This is a genomic window from Desulfosarcina sp. BuS5 (assembly GCF_028752835.1).
GTDB lineage: Bacteria > Desulfobacterota > Desulfobacteria > Desulfobacterales > BuS5 > BuS5.
On the sequence record NZ_CP087952.1, the window covers coordinates 3,076,603 to 3,099,182 of the forward strand.

Genomic DNA, 22,580 nt, shown 5'->3' on the forward strand with positions numbered 1-22,580 from the left:
GGTAATAGTGAAATTGAAAAAAGTTCTACAGGATGCCAGGCAAAGGAAGCCGTGTTTTAACATCTTTGTGCGAGCCCTTAATCTCAGACAGACTCATCCCTTTTATTTTCAATTCTTTAATCTCTTCAATGACAGCAATATTCTCAACAATGTAGTGCCTCTGCCCACCGTCGGTTCTTTTAAAGTCTATAAAAGCATATCCTCTCAAATCCCAATGCCACTACTACAAATTTTTGCAGCCGCAGGTTACCATGCCTTTGTTCAAGTTTTTCACCATACTCTTTTACCTGTTTTTTACCATCTTCCATTTGCGTTACAATTTCAGGTACCTGATACAGCTCATCTTTAGACAGCTTTTTCGCCTGTTCAGCGCTTAATCCTGAATCTTTTAGCTTTACAAACTTAAACTCAATCAAAACATCAAATACTTTGCCGTATCTTTTATCCGGCCTGATGATCATGGTTAGATCAGCATAGCGTCGGTCAATCTCTTTTTCAGAATCCATGATATAGATAATGTCGTTGTAAAGCAGTGTCAAAAATGCTGTCTTTAGTGTCAATTCATTTGCCCACCTGTAATCCCTGTTATGAAAAACCTTGAAATATCTCTCCTCCATGAATCTACACAAAGGAGCCATATCTCCTTTCTGGTACACCAGTTCTGCAGCATCTCTGCCATCATCCCTGTCATCAGGCTCCGGCAAAAACATTTTTTGAACCCGCTCCACATATAGACTCTGCATAACGAGATTGGGTACTTTTAAAATTACTTTTAGTTCTTCAGTATCACCCGCAATGGTCAATACTCCGAAATAGTAAAGAAAAGAGACCAGGAATGTATTATCTCTGGATTTATCCGTCAGCATATCTTTAAGTCCAAAACGATCTTCAATATCTGATATTACAACATCTTGATCTTTTTGCACCAGGTTCATTAAAAGATCTCTTCCACGGGGAATCTGAGCAATATACTCAAGCTTTGCCTCATCTACTGCAAGGTTTGAATCCAGCATTTTTCTCGGATAGCTGCACATTTTTTCAAACTGTTCAAAAAAATACAAAGAAAGCGTTGGATTATAAATTTGTTCATCTGTTGTATGAGAAAAAGTATAACCATTATAGTAAGTCTGCATTAAACTTGCAGCTTCCCGGGCTTTTTCTTTTTCAAAACCGCATTTATCAACAATATCTTTGAGTACATTCTCAATTTCATTCTGCTTAAACCCGCACAGGTCATTAAACTCCGGCTCAAAGTAAATATTCTTTGCAATATTATACCCGCTTGTAATATCGCTCATAACAACAGGTGAAACCCCTGTAATAAACACACGGTCAAACATAGAACCTGAAGTTGATGCTTTTACTGCTTTAAAAAAAGTTCTAAGAGGACCCTCTTCATGCACAAGCGCTTTATATCTGCCTTCAGAGCTTTGAACCCCCATCATAACTGTATTTGCAAAATTATCATACTCATCTATTAGAAGATATACAGGATATGGGGTCATGCGGGCTGAAGTAATAAGAGATTTCATTGAAAAAAGGGCATCTTCCCGATCGATCTCAATCGCAGGCAATTCAAATCCTTTATAATTATAAACTTTATAAAATTCGATAATACATGCATTAATATGATTAAAAAGAGCCTTTTTAACATCTTCAGCGCTGCCGGTGGGATCAACACATGAAAAATCGAGCTTTAAAATAAAATATGAATTACGTAGATCAGTTGGATTTTTTCCGATCTTCAATCCACCAAAGAGCTCTTCAAATTCGTCTTTTTTTGCCACATCATAGTAATTTTCCAGCATGGAGAGCACAAGGCTTTTACCAAAACGCCTGGGACGAATAAAGAGTTGAAAATCCGAATTTTCAAGCAGAGGTATTTTATCTGTTCTGTCACAGTAAAAATAATTTTTAGTATTAATCTTTTTAAAATCAGATATACCGTATGGATATTTCATTGTCTGCTCCTTTTAACGGCCTGATTGCCAGCGTTTTTTGTTAAAAAACTTTTTAGAAAGCCATAATATTTGGAAGATTTTTCATATTATTGCCTTTTTTTAAAGTCTATAAAAGCATATCCTCTCAAATCCCAATGCCACTACTACAAATTTTTGCAGCCGCAGGTTACCATGCCTTTGTTCAAGTTTTTCACCATACTCTTTTACCTGTTTTTTACCATCTTCCATTTGCATTACAATTTCAGGTACCTGATACAGCTCATCTTTAGACAGCTTTTTCGCCTGTTCAGCGCTTAATCCTGCATTTTTAAGCTTTACAAACTTAAACTCAATCAAAACATCAAATACGTTGCCATATCTTTTATCCGGCCTGATGATCATGGTCAGATCTGCATATCTGCGGTCAATCTCTTTTTCAGAATCCATGATATAGATAATATCGTTGTAAAGCAGTGTCAGGAATGCTGTTTTTAGTGTCAGCTCATTTGCCCATCTGTAATCCCTGTTATGAAAAACCTTGAAATATCTCTCTTCCATAAACCTGCACAAAAGAGTCATATCCCCTTTTTGATATACTTTTTTTGCAGCATCTTTACCATCATCCCTGTCATCAGGCTCCGGCAAAAGCATTTTTTGAACCCGCTCCACATATAGACTTTGCATAACGAGATTGGGAACTTTTAAAATAACTTCCATATCTTCAGTATCACCTGCAATGGTGAGTACTCCGAAATAATAAAGAAAAGAAACCAGGAATGTATTATCTCTGGATTTATCCGTCAGCATCTCTTCTATACCGAATCGTTTACTGATTTTTTCTGCTACAACCTGCTGATCTTTTTCCATCAGGCTCATTAAAAGATCACTTCCTTTTGGAATTTGAGCAATATATTTAAGCTTTGCTTCATCTACTGCAAGATTGTCATCTAACATCTCTCTTGGATAACTGCATCTTTTTTCAAACTGTTTAAAAAAATATAAACAAAGAGTTGGGTTATAAATTTGTTCATCTGCTGTATGGGAAAAGGTATAACCATTATAATAAGTCTTCATTAAACTTGCAGCTTCCCGGGCTTTTTCTTTTTCAAAACCGCATTTATCAACAATATTTTTGAGTACATCCTCAATTTCATTATGCTTAAACCCGCACAGATCATTAAACTCAGGTTCAAAATAAATATTTTCAGCAATATTATACCCGCTTGTAATATCGCTCATAACAACAGGTGAAACCCCTGTTATAAAAACACGGTCAAACATGGAACTTGAAGTTGAGGATTTTACTGCTTTAAAAAAAGTTCTAAGAGGACCCTCTTCATGCACAAGAGCTTTGTACCTGCCTTCAGAGCTTTGAACCCCCATCATTACTGTATTGGCAAAATTATCATACTCATCTATTAAAAGATATACAGGATATGGGGTCATGCGGGAAGCGCTGACAAGAGATTTTAAAGAGTATAGAGCATCATCAAAATTGACTTTTATTTGAGGTAATTCATACCCTTTATATTTATAAAAAGCATAAAATCCTTCAATACAACCGTTAATATGATTAAAAAGAGCCCTTTTCACATCTTCAGCGCTTCCTGTGGGATCAACACACGAAAAATCAAATCTCAAAATAAAATATGAATTACGCAATTCTGTGGGGTTTTTCCCGATTTTTAAATCACCAAAGATCGCTTCAAATTCATCCTTTTTTGCCACATCATAATAGTTTTCCAGCATTGAAAGCACAAGGCTTTTGCCAAAACGTCTGGGACGGATAAAGAGTTGGGATTTTGTATTTTCAAGCAGAGGTATTTTATCTGTTTTATCGCAATAAAAATATTTTTCCAAAATAATACTACTAAAATCAGAAATACCGTATGGATATTTCATTGTCTGCTCCTTTTAACGGCCTGATTGCCGGCGTTTTTTGTTAAAAAACTTTTTACAAAGCCATAATATTTGGAAGATTTTTCATATTATTGCCTTTTTTTAAAGTCTATAAAAGCATATCCTCTCAAATCCCAATGCCACTACTACAAATTTTTTGAGCCGCAGGTTACCATGCCTTTGTTCAAGTTTTTCACCATACTCTTTTACCTGTTTTTTACCATCTTCCATTTGCGTTACAATTTCAGGTACCTGATACAGCTCATCTTTAGACAGCTTTTTCGCCTGTTCAGCACTTAATCCTGCATTTTTAAGCTTTACAAACTTAAACTCAATCAAAACATCAAATACGTTGCCGTATCTTTTATCCGGCCTGATGATCATGGTCAGATCTGCATATCTGCGGTCAATCTCTTTTTCAGAATCCATGATATAGATAATATCGTTGTAAAGCAGTGTCAGGAATGCTGTCTTTAATGTCAGTTCATTTGTCCACCTGTAATCCCTGTTATGAAAAACCTTGAAATATCTCTCTTCCATAAACCTGCACAAAGGAGCCATATCCCCTTTTTGATATACTTTTTTTGCAGCATCTTTACCATCATCCCTGTCATCAGGCTCCGGCAAAAGCATTTTTTGAACCCGCTCCACATATAGACTTTGCATAACGAGATTGGGAACTTTTAAAATAACTTCCATATCTTCAGTATCACCTGCAATGGTGAGTACTCCGAAATAATAAAGAAAAGAGACTAAAAATGTATTGTCGCGGGATTTATCCGTCAGCATATCTTTAAGTCCAAAACGATCTTCAATATCTGATATTACAACATCTTGATCTTTTTGCACCAGGTTCATTAAAAGATCTCTTCCACGGGGAATCTGAGCAATATACTCAAGCTTTGCCTCATCTACTGCAAGGTTTGAATCCAGCATTTTTCTCGGATAGCTGCACATTTTTTCAAACTGTTCAAAAAAATACAAAGAAAGCGTTGGATTATAAATTTGTTCATCTGTTGTATGAGAAAAAGTATAACCATTATAGTAAGTCTGCATTAAACTTGCAGCTTCCCGGGCTTTTTCTTTTTCAAAACCGCATTTATCAACAATATCTTTGAGTACATTCTCAATTTCATTCTGCTTAAACCCGCACAGGTCATTAAACTCCGGCTCAAAGTAAATATTCTTTGCAATATTATACCCGCTTGTAATATCGCTCATAACAACAGGTGAAACCCCTGTTATAAAAACACGGTCAAACATGGAGCTTGAAGTTGATGCTTTTACTGCTTTAAAAAAAGTTCTAAGCGGACCCTCTTCATGCACAAGCGCTTTGTACCTGCCTTCAGAACTTTGAACCCCCATCATAACTGTATTTGCAAAATTATCATACTCATCTATTAGAAGATATACAGGATATGGGGTCATGCGGGCTGAAGTAATAAGAGATTTCATTGAAAAAAGGGCATCTTCCCGATCGATCTCAATCGCAGGCAATTCAAATCCTTTATAATTATAAACTTTATAAAATTCGATAATACATGCATTAATATGATTAAAAAGAGCCCTTTTCACATCTTCAGCGCTTCCTGTGGGATCAACACACGAAAAATCAAATCTCAAAATAAAATATGAATTACGCAATTCTGTGGGATTTTTCCCGATTTTTAAATCACCAAAAATCGCTTCAAATTCATCCTTTTTTGCCACATCATAATAGTTTTCCAGCATTGAAAGCACAAGGCTTTTGCCAAAACGTCTGGGACGGATAAAGAGTTGGGATTTTGTATTTTCAAGCAGAGGTATTTTATCTGTTTTATCGCAATAAAAATATTTTTCCAAAATAATACTACTAAAATCAAAAATACCGTATGGATATTTCATTGTCTGCTCCTTTTAACGGCCTGATTGCCAGCGTTTTTTGTTAAAAAACTTTTTAGAAAGCCATAATATTTGGAAGATTTTTCATATTATTGCCTTTTTTTAAAGTCTATAAAAGCATATCCTCTCAAATCCCAATGCCACTACTACAAATTTTTGCAGCCGCAGGTTACCATGCCTTTGTTCAAGTTTTTCACCATACTCTTTTACCTGTTTTTTACCATCTTCCATTTGCATTACAATTTCAGGTACCTGATACAGCTCATCTTTAGACAGCTTTTTCGCCTGTTCAGCGCTTAATCCTGCATTTTTAAGCTTTACAAACTTAAACTCAATCAAAACATCAAATACGTTGCCGTATCTTTTATCCGGCCTGATGATCATGGTTAGATCAGCATAGCGTCGGTCAATCTCTTTTTCAGAATCCATGATATAGATAATATCGTTGTAAAGCAGTGTCAGGAATGCTGTCTTTAGTGTCAGTTCATTTGTCCACCTGTAATCCCTGTTATGAAAAACCTTGAAATATCTCTCTTCCATAAACCTGCACAAAGGAGCCATATCCCCTTTTTGATATACTTTTTTTGCAGCATCTTTACCATCATCCCTGTCATCAGGCTCCGGCAAAAGCATTTTTTGAACCCGCTCCACATATAGACTTTGCATAACGAGATTGGGAACTTTTAAAATAACTTCCATATCTTCAGTATCACCTGCAATGGTGAGTACTCCGAAATAATAAAGAAAAGAGACTAAAAATGTATTGTCGCGGGATTTATCCGTCAGCATATCTTTAAGTCCAAAACGATCTTCAATATCTGATATTACAACATCTTGATCTTTTTGCACCAGGTTCATTAAAAGATCTCTTCCACGGGGAATCTGAGCAATATACTCAAGCTTTGCCTCATCTACTGCAAGGTTTGAATCCAGCATTTTTCTCGGATAGCTGCACATTTTTTCAAACTGTTCAAAAAAATACAAAGAAAGCGTTGGATTATAAATTTGTTCATCTGTTGTATGAGAAAAAGTATAACCATTATAGTAAGTCTGCATTAAACTTGCAGCTTCCCGGGCTTTTTCTTTTTCAAAACCGCATTTATCAACAATATCTTTGAGTACATTCTCAATTTCATTCTGCTTAAACCCGCACAGGTCATTAAACTCCGGCTCAAAGTAAATATTCTTTGCAATATTATACCCGCTTGTAATATCGCTCATAACAACAGGTGAAACCCCTGTAATAAACACACGGTCAAACATAGAACCTGAAGTTGATGCTTTTACTGCTTTAAAAAAAGTTCTAAGAGGACCCTCTTCATGCACAAGCGCTTTATATCTGCCTTCAGAGCTTTGAACCCCCATCATAACTGTATTTGCAAAATTATCATACTCATCTATTAGAAGATATACAGGATATGGGGTCATGCGGGCTGAAGTAATAAGAGATTTCATTGAAAAAAGGGCATCTTCCCGATCGATCTCAATCGCAGGCAATTCAAATCCTTTATAATTATAAACTTTATAAAATTCGATAATACATGCATTAATATGATTAAAAAGAGCCTTTTTAACATCTTCAGCGCTGCCGGTGGGATCAACACATGAAAAATCGAGCTTTAAAATAAAATATGAATTACGTAGATCAGTTGGATTTTTTCCGATCTTCAATCCACCAAAGAGCTCTTCAAATTCGTCTTTTTTTGCCACATCATAGTAATTTTCCAGCATGGAGAGCACAAGGCTTTTACCAAAACGCCTGGGACGAATAAAGAGTTGAAAATCCGAATTTTCAAGCAGAGGTATTTTATCTGTTCTGTCACAGTAAAAATAATTTTTAGTATTAATCTTTTTAAAATCAGATATACCGTATGGATATTTCATTGTCTGCTCCTTTTAACGGCCTGATTGCCAGCGTTTTTTGTTAAAAAACTTTTTAGAAAGCCATAATATTTGGAAGATTTTTCATATTATTGCCTTTTTTTAAAGTCTATAAAAGCATATCCTCTCAAATCCCAATGCCACTACTACAAATTTTTGCAGCCGCAGGTTACCATGCCTTTGTTCAAGTTTTTCACCATACTCTTTTACCTGTTTTTTACCATCTTCCATTTGCATTACAATTTCAGGTACCTGATACAGCTCATCTTTAGACAGCTTTTTCGCCTGTTCAGCGCTTAATCCTGCATTTTTAAGCTTTACAAACTTAAACTCAATCAAAACATCAAATACGTTGCCGTATCTTTTATCCGGCCTGATGATCATGGTCAGATCTGCATATCTGCGGTCAATCTCTTTTTCAGAATCCATGATATAGATAATATCGTTGTAAAGCAGTGTCAGGAATGCTGTTTTTAGTGTCAGCTCATTTGCCCATCTGTAATCCCTGTTATGAAAAACCTTGAAATATCTCTCCTCCATGAATCTACACAAAGGAGCCATATCCCCTTTTTGATAGATCTTTTCTGCGGCAAGTTTTCCATCATCCCTGTCATCAGGCTCCGGCAAAAGCATTTTTTGAACCCGCTCCACATATAGACTTTGCATAACGAGATTGGGAACTTTTAAGATTACCTTTAGATCTTCTGTATCACCTGCAATGGTGAGTACTCCGAAATAATAAAGAAAAGAGACTAAAAATGTATTGTCGCGGGATTTATCCGTCAGCATATCTTTAAGTCCAAAACGATCTTCAATATCTGATATTACAACATCTTGATCTTTTTGCACCAGGTTCATTAAAAGATCTCTTCCACGGGGAATCTGAGCAATATACTCAAGCTTTGCCTCATCTACTGCAAGGTTTGAGTCCAGTATTTTTCTCGGGTAGCTGCATCTTTTTTCAAACTGTTTAAAAAAATATAAACAAAGAGTTGGGTTATAAATTTGTTCATCTGCTGTATGGGAAAAGGTATAACCATTATAATAAGTCTTCATTAAACTTGCAGCTTCCCGGGCTTTTTCTTTTTCAAAACCGCATTTATCAACAATATTTTTGAGTACATCCTCAATTTCATTATGCTTAAACCCGCACAGATCATTAAACTCAGGTTCAAAATAAATATTTTCAGCAATATTATACCCGCTTGTAATATCGCTCATAACAACAGGTGAAACCCCTGTTATAAAAACACGGTCAAACATGGAACTTGAAGTTGAGGATTTTACTGCTTTAAAAAAAGTTCTAAGAGGACCCTCTTCATGCACAAGAGCTTTGTACCTGCCTTCAGAGCTTTGAACCCCCATCATTACTGTATTGGCAAAATTATCATACTCATCTATTAAAAGATATACAGGATATGGGGTCATGCGGGAAGCGCTGACAAGAGATTTTAAAGAGTATAGAGCATCATCAAAATTGACTTTTATTTGAGGTAATTCATACCCTTTATATTTATAAAAAGCATAAAATCCTTCAATACAACCGTTAATATGATTAAAAAGAGCCCTTTTCACATCTTCAGCGCTTCCTGTGGGATCAACACACGAAAAATCAAATCTCAAAATAAAATATGAATTACGCAATTCTGTGGGGTTTTTCCCGATTTTTAAATCACCAAAGATCGCTTCAAATTCATCCTTTTTTGCCACATCATAATAGTTTTCCAGCATTGAAAGCACAAGGCTTTTGCCAAAACGTCTGGGACGGATAAAGAGTTGGGATTTTGTATTTTCAAGCAGAGGTATTTTATCTGTTTTATCGCAATAAAAATATTTTTCCAAAATAATACTACTAAAATCAGAAATACCGTATGGATATTTCATTGTCTGCTCCTTTTAACGGCCTGATTGCCGGCGTTTTTTGTTAAAAAACTTTTTAGAAAGCCATAATATTTGGAAGATTTTTCATATTATTGCCTTTTTTTAAAGTCTATAAAAACATATCCTCTCAAATCCCAATGCCACCACTACAAATTTTTTGAGCCGCAGGTTACCATGCCTTTGTTCAAGTTTTTCACCATACTCTTTTACCTGTTTTTTACCATCTTCCATTTGCATTACAATTTCAGGTACCTGATACAGCTCATCTTTAGACAGCTTTTTCGCCTGTTCAGCGCTTAATCCTGCATTTTTAAGCTTTACAAACTTAAACTCAATCAAAACATCAAATACGTTGCCGTATCTTTTATCCGGCCTGATGATCATGGTCAGATCTGCATATCTGCGGTCAATCTCTTTTTCAGAATCCATGATATAGATAATATCGTTGTAAAGCAGTGTCAGGAATGCTGTTTTTAGTGTCAGCTCATTTGCCCATCTGTAATCCCTGTTATGAAAAACCTTGAAATATCTCTCTTCCATAAACCTGCACAAAGGAGCCATATCCCCTTTTTGATAGATCTTTTCTGCGGCAAGTTTTCCATCATCCCTGTCATCAGGCTCCGGCAAAAGCATTTTTTGAACCCGCTCCACATATAGACTTTGCATAACGAGATTGGGAACTTTTAAGATTACCTTTAGATCTTCTGTATCACCTGCAATGGTGAGTACTCCGAAATAATAAAGAAAAGAGACTAAAAATGTATTGTCGCGGGATTTATCCGTCAGCATATCTTTAAGTCCAAAACGATCTTCAATATCTGATATTACAACATCTTGATCTTTTTGCACCAGGTTCATTAAAAGATCTCTTCCACGGGGAATCTGAGCAATATACTCAAGCTTTGCCTCATCTACTGCAAGGTTTGAGTCCAGTATTTTTCTCGGGTAGCTGCATCTTTTTTCAAACTGTTTAAAAAAATATAAACAAAGAGTTGGGTTATAAATTTGTTCATCTGCTGTATGGGAAAAGGTATAACCATTATAATAAGTCTTCATTAAACTTGCAGCTTCCCGGGCTTTTTCTTTTTCAAAACCGCATTTATCAACAATATTTTTGAGTACATCCTCAATTTCATTATGCTTAAACCCGCACAGATCATTAAACTCAGGTTCAAAATAAATATTTTCAGCAATATTATACCCGCTTGTAATATCGCTCATAACAACAGGTGAAACCCCTGTAATAAACACACGGTCAAACATGGAGCTTGAAGTTGAGGATTTTACTGCTTTAAAAAAAGTTCTAAGAGGACCCTCTTCATGCACAAGAGCTTTGTACCTGCCTTCAGAGCTTTGAACCCCCATCATTACTGTATTTGCAAAATTATCATACTCATCTATTAGAAGATATACAGGATATGGGGTCATGCGGGAAGCGCTGACAAGAGATTTTAAAGAGTATAGAGCATCATCAAAATTGACTTTTATTTGAGGTAATTCATACCCTTTATATTTATAAAAAGCATAAAATTCTTCAATACAACCGTTAATATGATTAAAAAGAGCCCTTTTCACATCTTCAGCGCTTCCTGTGGGATCAACACACGAAAAATCAAATCTCAAAATAAAATATGAATTACGGAATTCTGTGGGATTTTTCCCGATTTTTAAATCACCAAAAATCGCTTCAAATTCATCCTTTTTTGCCACATCATAATAGTTTTCCAGCATGGAGAGCACAAGGCTTTTACCAAAACGCCTGGGACGAATAAAGAGTTGAAAATCCGAATTTTCAAGCAGAGGTATTTTATCTGTTCTATCACAGTAAAAATAATTTTTAGTATTAATCTTTTTAAAATCAGATATACCGTATGGATATTTCATTGCCTGCTCCTTTTAACGGCCTGATTGCCGGCGTTTTTTGTTAAAAAACTTTTTAGAAAGCCATAATATTTGGAAGATTTTTCATATTATTGCCTTTTTTTAAAGTCTATAAAAGCATATCCTCTCAAATCCCAATGCCACTACTACAAATTTTTGCAGCCGCAGGTTACCATGCCTTTGTTCAAGTTTTTCACCATACTCTTTTACCTGTTTTTTACCATCTTCCATTTGCATTACAATTTCAGGTACCTGATACAGCTCATCTTTAGACAGCTTTTTCGCCTGTTCAGCGCTTAATCCTGCATTTTTAAGCTTTACAAACTTAAACTCAATCAAAACATCAAATACGTTGCCGTATCTTTTATCCGGCCTGATGATCATGGTTAGATCAGCATAGCGTCGGTCAATCTCTTTTTCAGAATCCATGATATAGATAATATCGTTGTAAAGCAGTGTCAGGAATGCTGTCTTTAGTGTCAGTTCATTTGTCCACCTGTAATCCCTGTTATGAAAAACCTTGAAATATCTCTCTTCCATAAACCTGCACAAAGGAGCCATATCCCCTTTTTGATATACTTTTTTTGCAGCATCTTTACCATCATCCCTGTCATCAGGCTCCGGCAAAAGCATTTTTTGAACCCGCTCCACATATAGACTTTGCATAACGAGATTGGGAACTTTTAAAATAACTTCCATATCTTCAGTATCACCTGCAATGGTGAGTACTCCGAAATAATAAAGAAAAGAGACTAAAAATGTATTGTCGCGGGATTTATCCGTCAGCATATCTTTAAGTCCAAAACGATCTTCAATATCTGATATTACAACATCTTGATCTTTTTGCACCAGGTTCATTAAAAGATCTCTTCCACGGGGAATCTGAGCAATATACTCAAGCTTTGCCTCATCTACTGCAAGGTTTGAATCCAGCATTTTTCTCGGATAGCTGCATCTTTTTTCAAACTGTTTAAAAAAATATAAACAAAGAGTTGGGTTATAAATTTGTTCATCTGCTGTATGGGAAAAGGTATAACCATTATAATAAGTCTTCATTAAACTTGCAGCTTCCCGGGCTTTTTCTTTTTCAAAACCGCATTTATCAACAATCTTTTTGAGTACATATTCAATTTCATTATGCTTAAACCCGCACAGATCATTAAACTCAGGTTCAAAATAGATATTCTCAGCAATATTATACCCGCTTGTAATATCGCTCATAACAACAGGTGAAACCCCTGTAATAAACACACGGTCAAACATAGAGCTTGAGGTTGAGGCTTTTACTGCTTTAAAAAAAGTTCTAAGAGGACCCTCTTCATGCACAAGCGCTTTATATCTGCCTTCAGAGCTTTGAACCCCCATCATAACTGTATTTGCAAAATTATCATACTCATCTATAAGCAGATAAATCGGGTATGGAGTCATGCGGATTGAAGCAATAAGAGAATCGATCGAATAAAGGGCGTCTTCCCGATTAATTTCAATATTTGGAATTTCAAACCCTTTGTAATTATAAAATTTATAAAATCCATCAATTCGTACATTAATATGATTAAAAAGAGCCCTTTTCACATCTTCAGCGCTTCCTGTGGGATCAACACACGAAAAATCAAATCTCAAAATAAAATATGAATTACGCAATTCTGTGGGGTTTTTCCCGATTTTTAAATCACCAAAGATCGCTTCAAATTCATCCTTTTTTGCCACATCATAATAGTTTTCCAGCATTGAAAGCACAAGGCTTTTGCCAAAACGTCTGGGACGGATAAAGAGTTGGGATTTTGTATTTTCAAGCAGAGGTATTTTATCTGTTTTATCGCAATAAAAATATTTTTCCAAAATAATACTACTAAAATCAGAAATACCGTATGGATATTTCATTGTCTGCTCCTTTTAACGGCCTGATTGCCGGCGTTTTTTGTTAAAAAACTTTTTAGAAAGCCATAATATTTGGAAGATTTTTCATATTATTGCCTTTTTTTAAAGTCTATAAAAACATATCCTCTCAAATCCCAATGCCACCACTACAAATTTTTTGAGCCGCAGGTTACCATGCCTTTGTTCAAGTTTTTCACCATACTCTTTTACCTGTTTTTTACCATCTTCCATTTGCATTACAATTTCAGGTACCTGATACAGCTCATCTTTAGACAGCTTTTTCGCCTGTTCAGCGCTTAATCCTGCATTTTTAAGCTTTACAAACTTAAACTCAATCAAAACATCAAATACGTTGCCGTATCTTTTATCCGGCCTGATGATCATGGTCAGATCTGCATATCTGCGGTCAATCTCTTTTTCAGAATCCATGATATAGATAATATCGTTGTAAAGCAGTGTCAGGAATGCTGTTTTTAGTGTCAGCTCATTTGCCCATCTGTAATCCCTGTTATGAAAAACCTTGAAATATCTCTCCTCCATGAATCTACACAAAGGAGCCATATCCCCTTTTTGATAGATCTTTTCTGCGGCAAGTTTTCCATCATCCCTGTCATCAGGCTCCGGCAAAAGCATTTTTTGAACCCGCTCCACATATAGACTTTGCATAACGAGATTGGGAACTTTTAAGATTACCTTTAGATCTTCTGTATCACCTGCAATGGTGAGTACTCCGAAATAATAAAGAAAAGAGACTAAAAATGTATTGTCGCGGGATTTATCCGTCAGCATATCTTTAAGTCCAAAACGATCTTCAATATCTGATATTACAACATCTTGATCTTTTTGCACCAGGTTCATTAAAAGATCTCTTCCACGGGGAATCTGAGCAATATACTCAAGCTTTGCCTCATCTACTGCAAGGTTTGAGTCCAGCATTTTTCTCGGATAGCTGCACATTTTTTCAAACTGTTCAAAAAAATACAAAGAAAGCGTTGGATTATAAATTTGTTCATCTGTTGTATGAGAAAAAGTATAACCATTATAGTAAGTCTGCATTAAACTTGCAGCTTCCCAGGCTTTTTCTTTTTCAAAACCGCATTTATCAACAATATCTTTGAGTACATTCTCAATTTCATTCTGCTTAAACCCGCACAGGTCATTAAACTCCGGCTCAAAGTAAATATTCTTTGCAATATTATACCCGCTTGTAATATCGCTCATAACAACAGGTGAAACCCCTGTTATAAAAACACGGTCAAACATGGAACTTGAAGTTGATGCTTTTACTGCTTTAAAAAAAGTTCTAAGAGGACCCTCTTCATGCACAAGCGCTTTGTACCTGCCTTCAGAGCTCTGAACTCCCATCATTACTGTATTGGCAAAATTATCATACTCATCTATTAGAAGATATACAGGATATGGGGTCATGCGGGAAGCGCTGACAAGAGATTTTAAAGAGTATAGAGCATCGTCAAAATTGACTTTTATTTGAGGTAATTCATACCCTTTATATTTATAAAAAGCATAAAATTCTTCAATACAACCGTTAATATGATTAAAAAGAGCCCTTTTCACATCTTCAGCGCTTCCTGTGGGATCAACACACGAAAAATCAAATCTCAAAATAAAATATGAATTACGCAATTCTGTGGGATTTTTCCCGATTTTTAAATCACCAAAAATCGCTTCAAATTCATCCTTTTTTGCCACATCATAATAGTTTTCCAGCATTGAAAGCACAAGGCTTTTGCCAAAACGTCTGGGACGGATAAAGAGTTGGGATTTTGTATTTTCAAGCAGAGGTATTTTATCTGTTTTATCGCAATAAAAATATTTTTCCAAAATAATACTACTAAAATCAGAAATACCGTATGGATATTTCATTGTCTGCTCCTTTTAACGGCCTGATTGCCGGCGTTTTTTGTTAAAAAACTTTTTAGAAAGCCATAATATTTGGAAGATTTTTCATATTATTGCCTTTTTTTAAAGTCTATAAAAACATATCCTCTCAAATCCCAATGCCACCACTACAAATTTTTTGAGCCGCAGGTTACCATGCCTTTGTTCAAGTTTTTCACCATACTCTTTTACCTGTTTTTTACCATCTTCCATTTGCATTACAATTTCAGGTACCTGATACAGCTCATCTTTAGACAGCTTTTTCGCCTGTTCAGCGCTTAATCCTGCATTTTTAAGCTTTACAAACTTAAACTCAATCAAAACATCAAATACGTTGCCGTATCTTTTATCCGGCCTGATGATCATGGTCAGATCTGCATATCTGCGGTCAATCTCTTTTTCAGAATCCATGATATAGATAATATCGTTGTAAAGCAGTGTCAGGAATGCTGTTTTTAGTGTCAGCTCATTTGCCCATCTGTAATCCCTGTTATGAAAAACCTTGAAATATCTCTCCTCCATGAATCTACACAAAGGAGCCATATCCCCTTTTTGATAGATCTTTTCTGCGGCAAGTTTTCCATCATCCCTGTCATCAGGCTCCGGCAAAAGCATTTTTTGAACCCGCTCCACATATAGACTTTGCATAACGAGATTGGGAACTTTTAAGATTACCTTTAGATCTTCTGTATCACCTGCAATGGTGAGTACTCCGAAATAATAAAGAAAAGAGACTAAAAATGTATTGTCGCGGGATTTATCCGTCAGCATATCTTTAAGTCCAAAACGATCTTCAATATCTGATATTACAACATCTTGATCTTTTTGCACCAAGTTCATTAAAAGATCTTTTCCACGGGGAATCTGAGCAATATACTCAAGCTTTGCCTCATCTACTGCAAGGTTTGAATCCAGCATTTTTCTCGGATAGCTGCACATTTTTTCAAACTGTTCAAAAAAATACAAAGAAAGCGTTGGATTATAAATTTGTTCATCTGTTGTATGAGAAAAAGTATAACCATTATAATATGTCTGCATTAAACTTGCAGCTTCCCGGGCTTTTTCTTTTTCAAAACCGCATTTATCAACAATATCTTTGAGTACATTCTCAATTTCATTCTGCTTAAACCCGCACAGATCATTAAACTCCGGCTCAAAGTAAATATTCTTTGCAATATTATACCCGCTTGTAATATCGCTCATAACAACAGGCGAAACCCCTGTAATAAACACACGGTCAAACATAGAACCTGAAGTTGATGCTTTTACTGCTTTAAAAAAAGTTCTAAGAGGACCCTCTTCATGCACAAGCGCTTTATATCTGCCTTCAGAGCTTTGAACCCCCATCATAACTGTATTTGCAAAATTATCATACTCATCTATAAGCAGATAAATCGGGTATGGAGTCATGCGGATTGAAGCAATAAGAGAATCGATCGAATAAAGGGCGTCTTCCCGATTAATTTCAATATTTGGAATTTCAAACCCTTTATAATTATAAAATTTATAAAATCCATCAATTCGTACATTAATATGATTAAAAAGAGCCCTTTTCACATCTTCAGCGCTTCCTGTGGGATCAACACACGAAAAATCAAATCTCAAAATAAAATATGAATTACGCAATTCTGTGGGGTTTTTCCCGATTTTTAAATCACCAAAGATCGCTTCAAATTCATCCTTTTTTGCCACATCATAATAGTTTTCCAGCATTGAAAGCACAAGGCTTTTGCCAAAACGTCTTGGCCGGATAAAAAGTTGAGATTTTATATTTTCAAGCAAAGGTATTTTATTTGTTTTATCGCAATAAAAATATTTTTCCAAAATAATACTACTAAAATCAGAAATACCGTATGGATATTTCATTGTCTGCTCCTTTTAACGGCTATCGCAACAATAATATTAAATTACGAATTTATTTTTGTGCAAACCCTAACGGTCTGATGCTCTTTCCTCTCCAGGAATACGAGTATGAATTAATTTTGTCAATCTTACCTGAAACAATCAAGTTGTTACATCTTCTGCACTTCACGAAGCCTTTCAATCGCATATGCATTGCCCTGATCAATTTCCAGCACCTTGTTGTAAAACACCATTGCATCATCAACCTTTTTAAGTGACTCACATATCTGCCCCAGAATAAGCAAAGTTTCAATATCGGTTGGATTGGCTTCTAAAAGCTTTTTTATATGAAACACACTCCCCTAAAAAAAGCGTAGGGGTACCATTGATTTTAAGGTAATCTTAAAATTATTAATATTATTAGTAGGTTATCAATGTTGTATAAATAAAATCAGTTCCTTGGTTAATAATAAGATTGCGGTAATCAGCTTTTCAATGAATTTATATGGGCATCCTTCATTCTCAGTTTACATTTATTTTGTATAAAAAATTAAATTTTACCGCCGAGAACGCAAAAAACGCAGAGAAAACTACTTGATTTTTAATGTAATATCTCAGCGTTCTCAGCGAACTCTGCGGTAAAATACTGATTCTGACATTAAAAAAAAGTGTTAACTACTTTTGGGCATTAATGAAAGATGCCTTTATATGGTGATAAAAAAAATTGAATAGTTATGACCTTTATCACTAAAATGCAACTGTTTCATTCTTTGTTGTGCCCGACAGGGCATGCTGGTTATATAGCTTCCCGCAGTCCAATAAAATTTCGATTTGAATCCTGACCGATTCTGTGGCTTGTTCATAAGCGACTGCAATCTGTTCTGCAGGCTCAAGATCGGTGATCCGGCGATGCTCAGACGATTCCAGCACGAGATGCCCGGTGTAATAATCCGCACCCCAGTTGATGTCATCATAATAACCGTGATGAAATGTTCCGCACAGCCAGTCTTCGGAAATATTTTTAAACCAGAGGGCGTCTATCGCAAACCCGCGCCTGCTGTTCAGCCGTATCTTTATTGTATCTGTTTCAACGGTCAGATATGATTTGTCCTGTTCAACATGCACGTTGGGCGGCATTTCAGACATCGAATCATTTTTCTGAGTTCCGGTTTGAATTAACCGCATTCGGCTGGGCTTTTCTTGATTAGATAAAGAGGATTCACATGATTCATGCTCTTTATTTATCCTGATCATCTTGTTAATCCTGTCGGAATAAACCTTCCACCGTTTTTCAGTGATATGCGTCCTGAAATCGCTGCTCCATAGATAGCACAATTCCCGCCAGTCATCATCGTTTGGCACTGGATTTTCCTTAAGAGATTCAAAGATGCGCCAACAGGCTGTATTAATACCCAAGTCATCGCGGCCGGTAACCGCCCAGCGGGTGATATTATATTTTTCCTGCTTCTTTACCGGAATGGGTTATTCCGGCGATTCCAGGTGCAACCTGTACCCGGCTTCAGGGAATTTCAGAAGATCGAGCGCCTGGCTCGGTCGTATGAAGCTAAAACGGCCATCACTCAATAATGCCTCAAAAAGCCGGTCAATACGATTCCATTCTCCATCTTCATGCAGTGATGCTTCTGTATAATAACGGCCGGGCCGAAAATCAAAAATTTCCACATCGTTGCCATAAAAAAAAGCCCGTGATTCATCAGACAGATGCCCGCAAAGATATTCCAGATACTCAGCGAGCTCCATTTCCCCGTGCGCATAACGCTGAAACTTCTGAAAGGCAATGGCTTTGTTCCAGATAAGAGATATTTCCTCTCCATGCTGCCCACATGCGATCTGGGGAAGGTAGCGCCATTCCAGGTTCCACTCCGGGTGTAATCGGTAAGGATTATCCCGCTCCATGATAATAGCCCGATAACCAGCATCAATATAATGCTGCACCAGACCGGCGGAATAGGCCTGTTCATTTACAAGAGCAATATCAGGTCTAAAACCCAACAACTGCTCGTAAAACGGCAGATCATATTTCTGTGCCAGACGCAACAAAGGCCGGTAGCAACGACGGATGACTTCCGGCCGCTGCTCTTCCTCAATGGAGGAATAAGCAATATTTAAATGAAAGATGGTATAGAGTTGAAGCATTAAGATAATAACCGTTCATGGGTTCAGAGGTTCATGGTTCAAGGCTCCAGACGAAACCAATAACTAATGACACGCAGCAATTGACCAATGACTATTCTCTAACCTGGACAAGCCAGAACCAAAAAGGTTTTCTGATTCTCTTGCCAAAATAACACGAAAATCAGAGATAAAAATCTAATGACTGCGCAGCTCCAACCTCCATGCTCCGCCTAACTATAAGTTTTTAAAAAATTCTTTGCCTTTATCACGCGCTTTTTATTTTCGAATACACATTACATTAACAGCAGATTTATCCGGCTCAACATCAAATAAATTACAAAATGCTTTATATGTCCTGGGAAACCAGGAACCTCTGATTGAATGTTTGAATGTTTGAATGTTTGCTTTATTAAGGTACTCCCCATTGTCAAGACAAAAAACAAGGTTTTTTAAGGTGCGCTTTTGAGCTATAAATAATCCTGAAAATTAAAAAAATAATAGTAAATAAAAAAAATATGTTTCTGTTTATCATAAAAATGTTCATAAACAACTTAACTAATTGATTTAATAAATAATAATACCATTCTAAAATGTTCATAACTTATTGATAAAATGTTTATAACTTTTTTGTATCTCATTAACATACTGTTAAAATTCAATATTAATATGTTTATAACTTATGCCGCACGTTGAATAGGGCATTCACCAAAATATATTATTTTTACAACCTCACATTGATCACCATTGCTGATAAATCTTGCCTGTTACTTCCTTTAATTTGTCCGATCTTAACTATCAATTTCGTAATCATCCGGCAAATTCAAAAAATCTTTTTTCGCCAATTGACTCTCAATTAAATAACCAATTTGACCATTCCTCTTGAGCTGTGAAATCATCCACTGTGGTAATCTAATTGTCACAAGCTCTCGTTTCAAATGGTCTGGTTTCTTTTTTCGACCAGCCCCTGCACGTTTTCCTCCTCTCATTTTTTTACCTCCAAAACATATAGTATGTTGAATTAAGTGCAACGCTATTCAAAAAATCATCCTAAAAATACGCTATATATTTGATTAGCGTTATGCAATATTCAAATAAACTCTACTACCAACTGATTATGTGTTGGATAGTACGCTTTTATCTTGTTTGCAGCAGGAAACATTTTTTATAATATCAATACGACTTAATGGTATAAGGATAACGACTTTATTGATCTGGCTTAATTTGGTCAAAAGTTCATCAAATGCTTCATCATATTGATCCCGCGTAAGCGAAATTCCGTATTTTTCGGCTATGTTTTTTAATTGATAGAGTATAAAGCCCTTCAGGTCATCCCTGCTTTCTGCTTTTTTTTTACTGAAATCTATCCTCACTACCGGATGTTTTTCCCACTTATAGTCTGACTTGTATATCCACAGCCCCTTAAACAGTTCTTTTTCACCTTCAAATATTTCATTTAAAGTGGAAATCAAAAGGCTTTTGCCGAATCTTCTTGGCCTGGCAAGGAAATATACACTCCCCTGGTGAAGCAATTTATAAACATGCTCCGTCTTATCTACATACAGATAATTGCCATCTATTAATTTACGAAATGTTTGTATTCCTATTGGAAGATTTTTCATATTATTGCCTTTTTAGGGAACTGAAAAGAAATAATCTACGTATATTGCGCAGAACTTTTGTTCGTTTTCAAGGCGTGATGACAGGTGCATAGTCGAACTATGTGCCTGTTATCACAACAAAGAAAACGGGCAAAAGGGCAAGCAGGATGCGTAGATTATTTCCTGGGAGTTCCCTTAATTTCACAATTCGGATTATCTGAATTCAGATGTTCGGTCACTTGAATAATCAATGGTTATTTTCCCGCTATAAAAGCCACAAAATCGCACTCCCATCCGTTTTTGAAAAAGTATATTTCGTCTGTTTGAGCTCTAAGGTGGGTAAAAACCAAGTTTTCCAGAAGTTTACCACGGTTCTCAAAAAAAGAATAACATCCGATTCTCTCCTTTTAAAACCGGTATTTTCACCGCAGAGTATGCAGAAAGCGCAGATGAACTGCAACCCATATCTTTTTCAAACAAGCTGGGAGAGAAATGTTGTTGCTGGAACAATAACAGGTTTTTTTACAGAAAAACAATCTTGCTCTATAAATTCAAGATCAAAGGCCACCTGGAAGGCATGTTGGGCACCTGTTTTTTTCTGGAAATAAAAAAGATTTTTATTAAGACTTTGTTTGCCGGACGTTTTAACCTCTACGAGAAACCATGGAATATCATCACGGGTTACCAGGAAATCAACTTCTCGTTTTTCCTTATCTCGTAAATAATAAAGATGATATTCTCCAAGACCAATGTCAGTCCACCAATGCACAGCCTTTAAAAGATGGCTGGCCACAAAATTTTCATGCCTGGCGCCATCATTTTTGATACCACTCCAATCCCACAAAAAAATTTTTGGCTGTTTGCGAAGAGATTTTGGAATATTACGAAACCATGGACGAACAGAAAAACAGTAATAAAGAGATTCAAGAGTGGCAATCCATCGGCACACAGTATCGACACTAACATTAATTTCATTTGCAAGGTTACTATAGTTGACAGACTGGCTAGCCTGGTATTGTAATATTTTCGCCAATACCTGAACCTGACCCACCTCCTGTATCCTTGTTAAATCACGCAGCTCTTCACGAAAGAGCAAATCCAGTCGCATCCGTTGCCAGCGGTTATAAAATCTTCTGTTATTAGCAAGATACGGTTCAGGAAAACCACTATATTGCAAAAGAGTATCAAGCTTATCCTGGGGAATTGAACCTGGCTTTCGGATCTCCGTTTCCAATAAAACCGGTTCAAAAATTTCAGCCACCGACTGGGGATGCATCCGATACAGAAAATATCGTCCTAACAGGCTGTCTCCACCCTTTTTATAAACATCAAGCCGAGCACTGCCGGTAACAAGAATCTTGCATTGATCACCATAAATATCAAAAAAACCCTTTAAAAAGGACTTCCACTTTGCATATTTATGGATTTCATCAAAAACTATGAGGACACTTTCCTCCCTTAGTAAAGAAAGACCGCAACGAGTTGCCATTGCATCCGGCCCTTTAAGGAGAATTTTACGATCAGCCAGATTATCCCAATTTACATAACACCCCCGCTCTCCCTGGACCAGACGCGCGACAGTGGTTTTACCCACCTGCCTTGGACCGGCGATAAAAATCATCTGCCGGTTGCTGTGGAGATGCTCTTCTATTATCTCGGAATAAATTCTCTTCATTCCTGTTTTATAAAGTATTAACCCCAACCTGTAAATACCATTTTCTTGCATGTCGTAAATTAGTCCCTACCATTTTACGACATGCAAGAAAACAGGACAGCTACTTGTACTCTGATGTATATGAAATAGTTATAAAAAATTCATTGGTGTTTTTAATCACAGCAGGTAAATCTTTGCAGCATCAAT

The 22,580-nt window shown here is 36.2% G+C and carries 16 protein-coding genes; all 16 read right to left on the minus strand.

The features are described from left to right. Positions 1–25: 25 nt before the first annotated feature. The 16 genes from BuS5_RS15125 to BuS5_RS15200 all read right to left on the minus strand — a co-directional run bounded on the left by BuS5_RS15125 (position 26) and on the right by BuS5_RS15200 (position 22,445). Complete coding sequence (locus BuS5_RS15125) at positions 26–208, minus strand: MerR family transcriptional regulator (protein WP_027355194.1); 183 nt, start codon at positions 206–208, stop codon at positions 26–28. Beyond that, positions 180–1,961, minus strand: coding sequence for an AAA family ATPase (locus BuS5_RS15130; RefSeq protein WP_274427776.1), 1,782 nt, complete (start codon positions 1,959–1,961; stop codon positions 180–182). The genes BuS5_RS15125 and BuS5_RS15130 overlap by 29 nt, the downstream gene beginning before the upstream one ends. Before the next feature lie 99 nt (positions 1,962–2,060). After that, a complete protein-coding gene (locus BuS5_RS15135; RefSeq protein WP_274427777.1) occupies positions 2,061–3,842 on the minus strand; it encodes an AAA family ATPase in 1,782 nt (593 codons plus the stop codon). A gap of 99 nt (positions 3,843–3,941) precedes the next feature. Further along, on the minus strand, positions 3,942–5,723 hold the full coding sequence (locus tag BuS5_RS15140) for an AAA family ATPase (protein WP_274427778.1): 1,782 nt from the start codon (positions 5,721–5,723) through the stop codon (positions 3,942–3,944). A 99-nt stretch (positions 5,724–5,822) separates the two neighbouring features. Next, positions 5,823–7,604 carry an AAA family ATPase gene (locus tag BuS5_RS15145; RefSeq protein WP_274427779.1) on the minus strand — a complete coding sequence of 594 codons (1,782 nt, stop codon included), beginning with the start codon at positions 7,602–7,604 and terminating at the stop codon, positions 5,823–5,825. Between the two features lie 99 nt (positions 7,605–7,703). Further along, positions 7,704–9,485 carry an AAA family ATPase gene (locus BuS5_RS15150; protein WP_274427780.1) on the minus strand — a complete coding sequence of 594 codons (1,782 nt, stop codon included), beginning with the start codon at positions 9,483–9,485 and terminating at the stop codon, positions 7,704–7,706. A 99-nt stretch (positions 9,486–9,584) separates the two neighbouring features. Next, positions 9,585–11,366 (minus strand): AAA family ATPase, encoded by a 1,782-nt coding sequence (locus BuS5_RS15155; RefSeq protein WP_274427781.1) that lies wholly within the window; start codon positions 11,364–11,366, stop codon positions 9,585–9,587. Positions 11,367–11,465: 99 nt separating this feature from the next. Beyond that, entirely contained in the window at positions 11,466–13,247 is a 1,782-nt protein-coding gene (locus tag BuS5_RS15160) for an AAA family ATPase (protein ID WP_274427782.1), read from the minus strand. 99 nt (positions 13,248–13,346) lie between these two features. Further along, on the minus strand, positions 13,347–15,128 hold the full coding sequence (locus BuS5_RS15165; protein WP_274427783.1) for an AAA family ATPase: 1,782 nt from the start codon (positions 15,126–15,128) through the stop codon (positions 13,347–13,349). Between the two features lie 99 nt (positions 15,129–15,227). Next, complete coding sequence (locus BuS5_RS15170) at positions 15,228–17,009, minus strand: AAA family ATPase (RefSeq protein WP_274427785.1); 1,782 nt, start codon at positions 17,007–17,009, stop codon at positions 15,228–15,230. Positions 17,010–17,155: 146 nt separating this feature from the next. Further along, on the minus strand, positions 17,156–17,341 hold the full coding sequence (locus BuS5_RS15175) for a tetratricopeptide repeat protein (RefSeq protein ID WP_274427786.1): 186 nt from the start codon (positions 17,339–17,341) through the stop codon (positions 17,156–17,158). Between the two features lie 391 nt (positions 17,342–17,732). Beyond that, entirely contained in the window at positions 17,733–18,347 is a 615-nt protein-coding gene (locus tag BuS5_RS15180) for a hypothetical protein (protein WP_027355141.1), read from the minus strand. Between the two features lie 120 nt (positions 18,348–18,467). Then, positions 18,468–19,142 carry a hypothetical protein gene (locus BuS5_RS15185; protein ID WP_027355140.1) on the minus strand — a complete coding sequence of 225 codons (675 nt, stop codon included), beginning with the start codon at positions 19,140–19,142 and terminating at the stop codon, positions 18,468–18,470. 767 nt (positions 19,143–19,909) lie between these two features. After that, positions 19,910–20,107 (minus strand): hypothetical protein, encoded by a 198-nt coding sequence (locus tag BuS5_RS15190; protein ID WP_274427654.1) that lies wholly within the window; start codon positions 20,105–20,107, stop codon positions 19,910–19,912. 126 nt (positions 20,108–20,233) lie between these two features. Continuing rightward, a complete protein-coding gene (locus BuS5_RS15195) occupies positions 20,234–20,740 on the minus strand; it encodes an AAA family ATPase (RefSeq protein WP_274427788.1) in 507 nt (168 codons plus the stop codon). Positions 20,741–21,191: 451 nt separating this feature from the next. Then, complete coding sequence (locus BuS5_RS15200; RefSeq protein ID WP_198012354.1) at positions 21,192–22,445, minus strand: ATP-binding protein; 1,254 nt, start codon at positions 22,443–22,445, stop codon at positions 21,192–21,194. Positions 22,446–22,580 lie beyond the last annotated feature (135 nt).